The 7,421-nt window shown below is 72.2% G+C and carries 7 protein-coding genes; 2 read left to right on the forward strand and 5 right to left on the reverse strand.

What is annotated here, in order from left to right; all coding sequences use genetic code 11:
- Positions 1-3 precede the first annotated feature (3 nt).
- The 4 genes from lysA to ACWED2_RS39695 form a co-directional block, all read right to left on the reverse strand.
- Positions 4-1,299, reverse strand: coding sequence for a diaminopimelate decarboxylase (gene lysA, locus ACWED2_RS39680; RefSeq protein ID WP_449695662.1), 1,296 nt, complete (start codon positions 1,297-1,299; stop codon positions 4-6).
- Between the two features lie 11 nt (positions 1,300-1,310).
- Positions 1,311-2,237, reverse strand: coding sequence for a 3-oxoacyl-[acyl-carrier-protein] synthase III C-terminal domain-containing protein (locus tag ACWED2_RS39685; protein ID WP_449695663.1), 927 nt, complete (start codon positions 2,235-2,237; stop codon positions 1,311-1,313).
- A 315-nt stretch (positions 2,238-2,552) separates the two neighbouring features.
- A complete protein-coding gene (locus tag ACWED2_RS39690; RefSeq protein ID WP_449695664.1) occupies positions 2,553-3,347 on the reverse strand; it encodes an SDR family NAD(P)-dependent oxidoreductase in 795 nt (264 codons plus the stop codon).
- A 4-nt stretch (positions 3,348-3,351) separates the two neighbouring features.
- Positions 3,352-4,152 (reverse strand): alpha/beta hydrolase, encoded by an 801-nt coding sequence (locus ACWED2_RS39695; protein ID WP_449695665.1) that lies wholly within the window; start codon positions 4,150-4,152, stop codon positions 3,352-3,354.
- A 20-nt stretch (positions 4,153-4,172) separates the two neighbouring features.
- Here ACWED2_RS39695 and ACWED2_RS39700 point away from each other — a divergent pair, with 20 nt between their 5' ends.
- A complete protein-coding gene (locus ACWED2_RS39700) occupies positions 4,173-5,216 on the forward strand; it encodes a LysR family transcriptional regulator (protein ID WP_449695666.1) in 1,044 nt (347 codons plus the stop codon).
- 4 nt (positions 5,217-5,220) lie between these two features.
- On the opposite strand, the gene ACWED2_RS39705 is transcribed toward ACWED2_RS39700, so the two are convergent.
- Complete coding sequence (locus ACWED2_RS39705) at positions 5,221-5,751, reverse strand: ArsR/SmtB family transcription factor (protein ID WP_449695667.1); 531 nt, start codon at positions 5,749-5,751, stop codon at positions 5,221-5,223.
- Positions 5,752-5,813: 62 nt separating this feature from the next.
- Between ACWED2_RS39705 and ACWED2_RS39710 the strand changes: the two genes are divergently transcribed.
- Positions 5,814-7,049 carry an MFS transporter gene (locus ACWED2_RS39710; RefSeq protein WP_449695668.1) on the forward strand — a complete coding sequence of 412 codons (1,236 nt, stop codon included), beginning with the start codon at positions 5,814-5,816 and terminating at the stop codon, positions 7,047-7,049.
- The last annotated feature ends 372 nt before the right edge of the window (positions 7,050-7,421 follow it).

Genomic DNA, 7,421 nt, shown 5'->3' on the forward strand with positions numbered 1-7,421 from the left:
CGTCTAGCGCTCCGCCCCCACCGCGACCGGCGCGGCGAACTCGTGCAGGTGCTGGCGGCGCAGCAGGTCCGCCGGCTCGTCCCGCTCGCTGACCAGGTAGCGCTGTCCGTTGTGGACGATCACCTCGGCCGGGTAGCCGTGGCTGAGGAACAGCACCGGGGACGCCGTCGGGCCGTACGCGCCGGACCGCGTGACGCCGATCAGGTCGCCGGGGCGCAGCGGCGGCAGCGCGGCCTTCTTGGCCAGCACGTCGTTCGGCGTGCACAGCGGCCCGGTGATCTGCCAGGTTTCGGTGGCGGGCTCGTCGATGCGGTTGAGCAGCCGGATGGGGAAGTCGCGCTTGACGTAGGAGCCGATCCCGACCGCGGCCATGTGGTGGTTCGTGCCGCCGTCGGCGACGGCGAAGTTCTGGCCCAGCGAGGTCTTGGTGTAGCGGACGCGCACGACGTAGGTGCCGGCCGTGGCGGCCAGGTACCGGCCGAGCTCCATGACCAGCCGCGTCGCCGGGTGCCGCTGCGCGAACTCCTCGATCACCGGGTTGAGCATCGCGGCGAGCAGATCGCGGTCGAGGTCCTTCTCGCCGTCGAAGTAGGCGACGCCGAGGCCGCCGCCGACGTCGACCATCTCGAGCGGGAAGCCCAGCTGACGCGAAACGCGTTCGGCCAGTTCGAAGATGCGCCGGGTGTTTTCGACGATCGGCTCCTCGTCGAGGATCCGGGTGCCCATGTAGACCTGCACGCCCATCAGCCGCAGGTGCGGGTGCCGGTCCACCAGGTCGGTCGCGGCGAGCAGCTGCTCTTCGTCGATGCCGAACTGGCGCGGCTTGCCGCCCATGGTCAGGCCCGAGCCCTTGACCGCGAAGCTCGGGTTCACCCGCAGGGCGACCCGCGCTTCGATCCCGCGTTCCCGCGCCAGGTCGTCGAGGACCGCCAGCTCGCCGAACGATTCGCAGACGACCGTGTAGACGCCTTCGTCCAGGCAGGCGGCCAGTTCCGCGGTGCTCTTGCCGGGGCCGAGGAAGATGATGTCCTCGCCGGCCACCCCGGCGCGCCGCGCGGTGATCAGCTCGGCCATCGACGACACCTCGGCCCGGGCACCGTGGGCGTGCAGCAGCGCGCACACCGAGATGTTCGGATTGGACTTCAGCGAATAGAAGATCTCCAGCCGCGGGTGCAGTTGCTCGCGCAGGCCCAGCAGCCGGCCGCCCAGTTCGTCGCCGTCGTAGACGAAGAGCGGGGTGCCGTAACGCTCCGCGAGCTCGGCGATGCCGACGCCGGAGACCTCGAATTCGACACTCATTGCAGCGCTCCTCATTTCCGGAAGACCATGGCGGAGAACGTCGACCCCAGGCCGACGGAAATCATCAGGTAGCGGGCGCCGGGCGCGATCAGCCCCAGGCCGTCCGCGGCGTGGTGGTTGAGGAAGGGGTCGGCGCAGAAGCAGTGCCCGGTCACCCCGACGTTCTGCAGGAAGATCTTCGAGCGCGGGATGCCCAGCGCCGCGCTCGCCCGGACCCACGAGATCTTGTTGACGTTGTGCGGCAGGACGAGGTCGATGTCGTCGACGGTCAGCCCGGCGGCCGCGACGGCTTCCCGGGCGATGTCGGCGACCGCGCCGGGGTAGATCCGCCGGAACTCGGCGGCCTGGTCGTCGTCGAGGATGACTTCGCCGCCGGGCCCGCCGAGCGTGGTGGTGGCGTAGCCGAGCAGGGTGTCGGTGTCCTCCCCCGGCCCGACGAGCACCGCGGCGGTGGCCTCCCCCATGATCGCGACGTCGGGGATGACCTGCGCCGAGTGGGTGAACGCCTTTTCGCCCGTGAGAACGAGGGCGAGCGCGTCGGGATCACCGTCGGCGGCCAGCAGCGTGGCGCACAGGTCGACGGCGAGCAGCCCGGAGGCGCAGGCGTGGTCGGTGAGGGTGAACAGGGTCGCGTGGCCGAGCCCCAGCGCCTCCCGCACGTCGACCATCGGATCGACGGGGTACGGGTTCGCGGCGGGCATCGTCTTGGCCCGGACGACGTACCGGACACGGTCTTCCCGCCCGCGGAGGGAATCGAGCTTGCTGACGGCGCCGAGCACCATGTCCGCTTCGGATTCCTCCGACCGGCAGACCCGATCGAGCCCGTACATCCGCCGGAACCGGCGCAGCTGCCCGGCGGAGAGAGCGAGCTCGTCCTGCAGCGAGTCGATCGGAACGGTCGTCGGCACGTAAGTGGACACCGCCACGAGCGAAGTCATCGCGCAGTCAGCTCCCGTCGGGGTTCGCCACCGGTTTCTCGGACCGGTCAAGGATCGCGGCGCACGCTGACGGGGCACTGACGGCCGGCTGACCACGGCTCGGCCGAGGGAGTTCACCTCCTCCGGGATCTCGCCCTCGGCGTGACGGACCATGCCCGAGGCCCGGGGTTCCTGCGCAGCCGGCGCTTCCGCGGCCCGGTCGCGTGGTGGCGCCGCGGCAGGCCGCCGTGACCATCCATTGTGGAGCGACCGGGCCGGTCGGTCCTGCGCACGGCACCTCCGCGACAGGAGGGCAGACCATGCCGAGGGAAACGATCAGTGGATCTCCGTGGCATAACCCCCGTCGATGGCCAGCGTCGCGCCGGTGATGTTGCCCGCCACCCGGTCGCTCGCCAGGAAGGCCACCAGGTTCGCCACCTCCGCGGGCCGGGTGAACCGGCCGGTGACGGCGTGCCCGGCCGCCTCCTCGGCGACCGCGTCCGGGTTCGCGCCGGTCGTCGCCGCGAGCGTTTCGGCGACGCCGCCGGCGCCGAGCCACAGGTCGGTCGCGACCGGGCCCGGGTTGATCGCGTTGGCGCGGATGCCGCGGGGCCCGAACTCCTTCGACAGCGACTTCGTGAAGTTGACCAGCGCCGCCTTCGCCGCGCTGTAGTCGATGACGCCGGGGTCGGGCAGCACCGCGTTGACCGAGGCGACCGTGACGACGCTCCCCCGGCCCGCCGTCACCATCGTCGGCAGCACCGCCCGCGTGGCCCGGACCGCGCTCAGCAGGTTCAGCGTCACCGACCGCGTCCACTCGTCGTCGGTGACCAGCAGGAAGCCGTTCGGCCGCGGGGTGACCGCGCCGACGTTGTTGACCAGGACGTCGATGCGCCCGAACCGGGCCAGTGCCAGCTCGGCGAGCCGGCCCGGGCCGTCGGCGGTGCCGAGGTCGACGGCCAGCGCGTGCGCTTTCCCCGCCTGGACGAGCGCCTCCAGGTCCGGCCCCGGGACGCGCGCACCGGCCACGACGTGGGCGCCTTCCGCGACGAGCGCTTCGGTGACGGCCAGTCCGATGCCGCGGCTGGCTCCGGTGACGACGGCGACCGCGCCGTCCAGTCCCAGGTCCACCAGCCTAGATCCCGTGCTCGCGCAGCCAGGCGAGCACGGCGTCGGCGACTTCGCGCCAGCCGCCGTCGATGGTGAGCGAGTGGCCGCGGCCCTCGAACTGCTTCAGCTCGGTCACCGCGGTGGAATCCCGGTACTGCTTGAACGTCGAGCGGGTGACGACGTCCGGGACGGTGTGGTCGGCGGTCCCGGAGATCAGCAGGAGCGGGCCGCGGTCCGCGCGGCCGGTGTCCACGGCGGCCTGCGAGTGCAGCACGAAGTTCGCGGCCGCGGCCTGGAACAGCGGCCGGGCCGGGGACGGGATCGTCCAGCGCCGGTACAGCTCCGCCGATTCGTCGTCGGTCAGGGCGTTGCCGAAACCGAACCGGAACTCCTTCTCGGTCAGCGACACCGCGCGGTGGAGGTTCGCGGGGTTCCCCAGTGCCGGCAGGCCCGCGCGCAACTGGGCCAGCGGCAGCGGCAGGACGCCCTTGATCTGCGCGGGATCGATGGCGACGCCGGCCGCGCCGATCCCCTGTCCCAGCAGCTTCTCGGTGATCAGGCCGCCGAACGAGTGTCCGATGAGCACCGGCGGCCGGTCGAGGCCGTCGATGATCGCCGCGTAGTGGTCGGTGGCCTCGTCGATGCTGATGTCCGCGACGGCGTCGGGGTTCGCTCTGGCCAGTTCGACGGTCTCGGGCTCGTGCGGCCAGCCGGGCGCGACGGGCGCGTACCCGGCCGCCCGGAAGTGCTCGATCCAGGGGTCCCACGAGGTGGCGTGCAGCCACAGCCCGTGGATGAACACGACGGGGGTGCCCGGCTCGGTCATCGGATCCTCCAGTTCGTCCGGTGGTCCCCGAAGCCAACCCGATCGGCGACCCCGCGTCCAAGACCTGTTGCGCCCGGATCGATAGCCGTGGTGGCATCGTCGGCGTGGACCTCGACCTCCGGCTCGTGCGGTACTTCGTCACCGTCGCCGACGAACTGCACTTCGGCCGGGCGGCGGCCAAGCTCTTCATCAGCCAGCCGGCGCTGTCCAAGCAGATCCGCAGGCTCGAAACCGACGTCGGCGGCGCCCTGCTGGTCCGCGACAGCCGCCACGTGGCCCTCACACCCCGCGGCGAACGGTTCCTGCAGCTGGCCCGGCAGCTCCTGGCGACGGCGGACCTGATGCTGCGCGAACCCGCCCCGCACCACGTGCGGATCGCCCACATCTTCGAGCTGGACACCAGCCGGGTGGTCGCGGACGCCTTCCACACCGCCCACCCCGGCATCCGGCTCGTCCAGAGCCAGATGGACAGTGCCCGCCAGCTCACGGCGCTGCTCGAGGACCAGCTCGACGTCGCGATCATCCGCGTCACGGGGGCGATGAAGGCGGCGAACCCGGCGGGCTGGCAGCACAAGCTGCTGCGGCTGGAGCCGTTCCGCCTGGTCGGCCGCCCGGGCGACCCCCGGCGGCCGTCGGTCTCGGTGCACGAGCGTCCGCTCGAGGTCTTCGCGGACGCACCTGGCACGGCGCTGTACAACGTCCACGGCCGCTACCTGAGTTCGCTGGAGCAGCACACCGGGCTGGACCTGCGCTGGCTGGGCAACCCGGGCACGTTCGACACGTGCCACGCGGCCCTCACGCGCGCGCCGGACAGCGCTTACCTGCTGGAGTTCGACAGCTACGCCCGGCGGTACGGCGAACTCGGCATCCCGGCGTACCGGCCGCAGGAGCTGCAGCCGGTGTACCCGTGGTCGCTGGCCTGGCGCGAGGGCGAACAGGCGGAGAGCGTCCTGGCGTTCCTGGCCGTGGCCGAGGAGATCGCCGCGCGGCAGCACTGGCTGCACCCCGAGCGGGCCGACGGCGTGCCGCTGTGGGCGCCCCCGGAGGACCTCGCCGTCGGGTGAGGAGCTACTCGGCCAGGCGGTGCACCACGATCATCCCGCCGTACGCGGGCTCGGCGGTCCGGCCGGCGTCCGTGGCCACGTACTGCTCGACGAGCGCGAGGATGCCGCGCTCCAGCTCCGCCGCGTCCTCGGCGGACAGGTGGACGGCGAAGCGGAGGAAGGTGCGCACCGAGCCGGGGCCGGCCGCGCGGAGTTCGTCCTGGACCGCTTCGATGGGCGCGAAGGCCGCGTCGGCTTCGGTGTTCGGCGGGTCGTCGAGCCACCACGACCGCGCCTTGGCGCGGTAGGGCTTCTCCAGCGCGCCGCTTTCCCCGGTGCGGACGGGCGCCGGTTCGAGCAGGCCCGCCTCCAGCAGCTGCCGCACGTGGTACAGGATCGTGCCGGGATCCCGCCCGAGCCGGTCGGCCAGCTGCTTGTTCGTCAGCTCGCCCTGCCAGCAGAGCCGCAGGATGCGCAGCCGCAGCGGATGCGCCAGCGCCTTGGCCTCACCGACCGTGGCCTCGCGCCGCGGCATCGACGAGTCGTGATCAGCCATGGACGCAGGTTAGTGCATCCCCACCGATGGACTTTTATCCATCGATGTGAAATCCTCCATCGATGCGGACATCCCTCGGCGGCGGGTACTGGCGGCTGTGGACGTCGGCCGCGGTGTCCAACCTCGCGGACGGGATCCTCAAGTTCGCGCTGCCGCTGCTGGCGATCGGCTACACCCGGTCGCCTGCCCTGATCGCGGGGCTCACGCTGGCGTTCACCCTGCCGTGGCTGGTCTTCGCCCTGCCGGCCGGCGCGATCGCGGACCGCCGGGACCGGCGCTCGCTGATGCTGCTGGCGAACGTCGCCCGCGCCGGCCTGCTCGCCGGGCTCCTCGTGGCCGTGCTGCTCGACGCCGGCTCCATCTGGCTCCTGTACGCCGCCGCACTCGGCACCGGCATCGCGGAAACGTGCTACGACACGGCGTCCCAGGCGATCGTGCCACAGCTGGTCGGGCGCGAGCAGCTGCCGAGAGCGAACAGCCGGCTGTACGCGGCCGAGACGACGGCGCTGGAGCTCGCCGGTCCCCCGGCGGCCGGGCTGCTCGTCGCGACCGCGGCGGCGCTGTCGCTGGCCACCCCGATCGTCCTGTGGGCGGCGGCGGTCGTCGTCCTCCTGTCCGTGCGCGGCTCGTTCAAGGTGGCGGCCACCGATCGGCGGCCCGTGCTGCGCGCCGAGATCGCCGAGGGACTGCGCTTCGTGTGGCGCACCGGCATCCTGCGCACGTTCACGGTGATGACGGGCGTCTTCAACTTCGCCAGCAGCGCGATCCAGGCGGTTCTCGTGCTGTACGCGGTGGGCCCGGGTTCGGCGATGGGGCTCTCGGAGGAGGCCTACGGCTGGCTGCTGAGCCTGCTGGCCGCCGGCTGCCTGGCCGGTTCGTTCGTCGCCGAGCGGGTGGAGCGCGCGCTGGGCACGGCCCGCGCCATCGGCGTAGCGTTCTTCCTCGGCGGTGCCGCACTGGGGGTTCCGGCGTTGACGGCCGACCCGGCGCTCATCGGCGCGGCCTTCTTCGCCGGCGGGGTCGGCCTCATCGTCTCCAACGTCACGACGGTCTCCCTGCGCCAGCGGATCACCCCGGACCGGCTGCTCGGCCGGATCAACAGCTCACACCGGCTGGTGGCGTACGGGACGAAGCCGCTCGGCGCGCTCGCGGGCGGCCTGCTCGCCCAGTTCTCGGGCCTGCCCACGGTGTTCGCCGTGATGAGCCTGCTGGCCGCGTCCACCGCTTTCGGCGCGGTGAAGGTGACCGAACGCGCGGTGGCCGGGGCGGAACGCAGCGCCTTGCGGAGTCCGGCCTAGACGAGTAGTGCGTTTTCCTCTAAGCCGCGGTAGAAGTGTCCTCTGCTCTGCCGCGGCAGGGTGAACCCGCGGCAGAGCGGGTCCGACCTCCCCCGCCCCTCCGGTGGGAGTTTCAGTCGCCGCCCGGGTTCGTCAAGGCGGGAAAGCGTGCCTTGACAAACCCGACCGCCGACTGAAGAGAAGGCTGGGATGAGGGGCGGGGGAGGTCTGGTGACGTCGTTGGTCGCCTTGCGCTCCCGGCCGCCGGTCCGCGTGTTGCCGGTGGGCTTGCGCCGCTGGTCGCCTTGCGCTCCCGGCCGCCGGTCCGCGTGTTGCCGGTGGGCTTGCGCCGCTGGTCGCCTTGCGCTCCCGGCCGCCGGTCCGCGTGTTGCC

The sequence above is a fragment of the Amycolatopsis sp. NPDC005003 genome (genome assembly GCF_053600695.1).

What these genes read in the sequence shown, in the direction of transcription:
- lysA (WP_449695662.1), bottom strand. Translation starts at nt 1,299, where the DNA reads ATGAGTGTCGAATTCGAGGTCTCCGGCGTCGGCATCGCCGAGCTCGCG.
- ACWED2_RS39685 (WP_449695663.1), bottom strand. Translation starts at nt 2,237, where the DNA reads ATGACTTCGCTCGTGGCGGTGTCCACTTACGTGCCGACGACCGTTCCG.
- ACWED2_RS39695 (WP_449695665.1), bottom strand. Translation starts at nt 4,152, where the DNA reads ATGACCGAGCCGGGCACCCCCGTCGTGTTCATCCACGGGCTGTGGCTG.
- ACWED2_RS39705 (WP_449695667.1), bottom strand. Translation starts at nt 5,751, where the DNA reads ATGGCTGATCACGACTCGTCGATGCCGCGGCGCGAGGCCACGGTCGGT.
- ACWED2_RS39710 (WP_449695668.1), top strand. Translation starts at nt 5,814, where the DNA reads ATGCGGACATCCCTCGGCGGCGGGTACTGGCGGCTGTGGACGTCGGCC.